At 37.8% G+C, this 3,006-nt stretch carries 2 protein-coding genes; both read right to left on the bottom strand.

Features of this window, described 5'->3' with window-relative positions:
* A partial coding sequence (locus PCY71_RS14875; protein ID WP_301412811.1) for a GbpC/Spa domain-containing protein occupies positions 1–2,247 on the bottom strand: 2,247 nt, incomplete at its 3' end.
* Between the two features lie 114 nt (positions 2,248–2,361).
* Positions 2,362–3,006: LPXTG cell wall anchor domain-containing protein (locus tag PCY71_RS14870; protein WP_301412810.1), on the bottom strand; the 645-nt coding region annotated here is incomplete at its 5' end.

Below are 3,006 nucleotides of genomic sequence, written 5' to 3'. Positions count from 1 at the left end.
CTGCAAAGCAAAACGATTAAGCGAGTTTTTAGCAACGTACTGACCATTGACATTAACCTTATCCGCATTTTCAACCGCTTTTGCAATTTGTGGACGAGTGGATAACTTATAATCATGTACGTGCACCGTTGGCACTGTTGGTGCTTTTGGTTCTTTTTCTTTTGGCTTATAGGTTGGTGTTGGAACACCATTTACTTTTACCAACGTCAATTTAGCTTTTGGAGTTGGAACTGTTTTTTCCTTTTCAGGAGTGAACTTCTTCAACTCTTCCAATTTAGGAGTTGGAACTTCTTTGAGTTTTTCAGGAGTAAATGTCCTATGAGGTTTCGATTCTTTATAACGAGGTGCAGTTGGCACACCAGTCGCTTTAAAATCCGAATTAAAAGCAAACCATTCAGAAGTTATACCACTATATTGACCATTAGTATTTACTCCGAAAGTAAACTTGACTCGTTTATCTGTTGAAACTAGTCCAGCACCTTTATAGGCGTAAGGACTATCTTCACGATCCCAAGGCTGATCCAACCCTAAAGCATCTAAGTCTTCTAAATTTGATTTTGAATAAACTAAATCTCCATAACGACCAACCTTAGACCCATTAATTTGAACAAACTTATCATTTTTAGAAAGACGAACAAATTCTACGTGACTAGTTCCTTCGCCATAACTATTCATAGAAGCAACTGAGTAGAGAAATGGTTTATTAGCTTCTGGTAAGATTTCTTTTCCATCTTCACCAAAGAAACGAGCTTCTAATTCCATTTCAAAACCTTCTGCTCCTTTTAAAGTACCTGCTAAAATTGTAGAAGTTGGCGAGCCATCAAAATTCGCATTTACTTTACCATAAGTCGAATTAGCTGATTTTACCGTATAATGATACTCAACTGCTGTAATCTTCTTACCATTATAAAAAGCATCCAAATTTTCATAACGAACGACTGCAGTTTTCCCGACTGTTAATCGACCTAATACACTGCCATTTTCAGATGTAGCTTCTTCTTTCTTATGAACTACCATATCATCCCAATTTTTTGACAAAACATCAAAGACATTCCCGTTAGCAGCTTTTACTTTGTCCCAATACTTCTTTTGACTTATCAATTCCACACCAGTAATTGAAACCAATTTTGCTCGCTTGGTATTTTCCTTACCAAAAATTAAATACTTACTCACAATCTCTTTTGTATAACCCTCTTTGGTGCTATTAGCTTGAGCTTGAGCTTTTTCTTTTGCAACACGAGCATCTTCAGCTTGATTATGTTCTGCAACTTCCCTGTTAAATTTATCAATTTCCTTGTTTTCCGCGTCTACCTTTGCTTGACCGGCTGCATTGCGTTTTGTGATAGCAGCATTTTCAGCTTCAACAGATTTTTTATTAGCTAACTTGGCTTGATTGCGTTTTTCGATTTCTGCATTTTCAGCATCCACCTTAGCTTTATTAGCAGCATTTTGCTTACGAACGGTTTCATTATACGCTTTCGCAGCTGCGATTTCCTTATCTTCCTTTGTTTTTTCAGCTTGATAGGTTTCAGTAGCTTTTTTATTTTCAGCTTTTACTTGTTCAACAGCTTTGGTATAGGCATCATAAGAAGTCTTATTGGCTTCCACTTTCACTTCTTTAGTCGTTTCGGTTACTTTAGCATCCGGAAACTCCGTCTTAATTTTAGCTTTCGCTTGATCCACTGCTTGATTAGTTTGAGCTGCCTGTTGGCTAGCCTTATCATGCGCTTCTTTCAAAGCTTTATTATCTGCTTCAATTTGAGCATTCTTTTGCTTGGTTTCTTCAACTGCTTTAGCATGATCCGCTTTGGCTTTTTGATAATCCGCCGTTGTTTGTTCAACCGCAGCTTTTTGTTTTGCTTGGTCTTGCGCAATGTCAGCTTGAGCTTTTTGGGTTTCAGCTAACGTATTCGTTGTACCCTTATCAACAGTTGCATCTTGTACTACTTTCACACCAGCATTTTGAGCTTGTTGAACCGCCTGATTAACTTGCGAATTATCTACTGTGACATTTACAGTTCCTTGTGCTTGATTCGCCTGAGCAATCGTTTGTTTAGCTGCTTGGGTTTGCGCAGGCTGACTAGCTTGCAAATTTGTAGCCGTATTCGGAGTAGTTGTTGCTTCATCTGCATAAGAGGTTTGCGCTGTGGCAACTGCTAAAGCAGCAAGTCCCAAAATAACTCCACAAGTACCATAAGCCTTGATTTTCCGAATTGATCCATACGTTTTTGTTTCGTTTAATTTCATGATTTCATTTTCTCCTTATATTTTAAACTAATAATAACTATTTCCTATTTGATATACTCAATCCAAGGCTGGCGCACGAGCCATCCGAAAATACATTAAATTCATGCTTTCTCCTTATTTCACTTCTTTTCGCTTCGTTCCCATAAAGCTAAGACCAACTAAAAGTAATCCACCAATCGCACTCAAGATTGAGCCTTTTTCGCCAGTAGATGGAAGTACTTTTTCAAAACGAGTTGAATAATTTACCTGAACTGGCTGAACAGTTGATTGACTTCCCACTAGTAATGGTGTAGCTTGTTTATACATACTTTCGTAAGAAACCAATTTACCAGTTTCATCAAAGACTGGAACTGCTTGTCCGCCTGCTTTTTCAATAACTGCTTTTTGTTCCGCTAATTTAGCTTGACGTTCTGCTTCCAATTGTTCTTGATAAATCTTCACAAATGCTTGATGTTGTTTTGTCACTTCTGCTTGTTCAGCTTTTAATACAGTCAATTTAGCTTCTTCACGTCCTAATATTTCTTTCTTTTCAAGTAACATTTGTTTAGCAGAGCGATAAGCCATTTGAGCTTGTTTCAGCATGGCTGGAGCGGCTTTCAATTGAGAAACAACTGCTTGTGCTTTTGTACGGTGTTCTTTTACTTGTACTAATTCAGCTTCACGTTGTTCAACAAGGCTTCTTGCTTGTGCAAGAGTTGCTTGTTTAGCAGCTAAAGTGGATTGTTCCGTTGAAAGAATCGCTTCAAGAGCTTTTAACTC

This window comes from Streptococcus sp. SN3 (genome assembly GCF_030439905.1).
The sequence above is the reverse complement of the archived record's forward strand: the minus strand, read 5'-3'. Positions and strand labels throughout refer to the sequence as shown.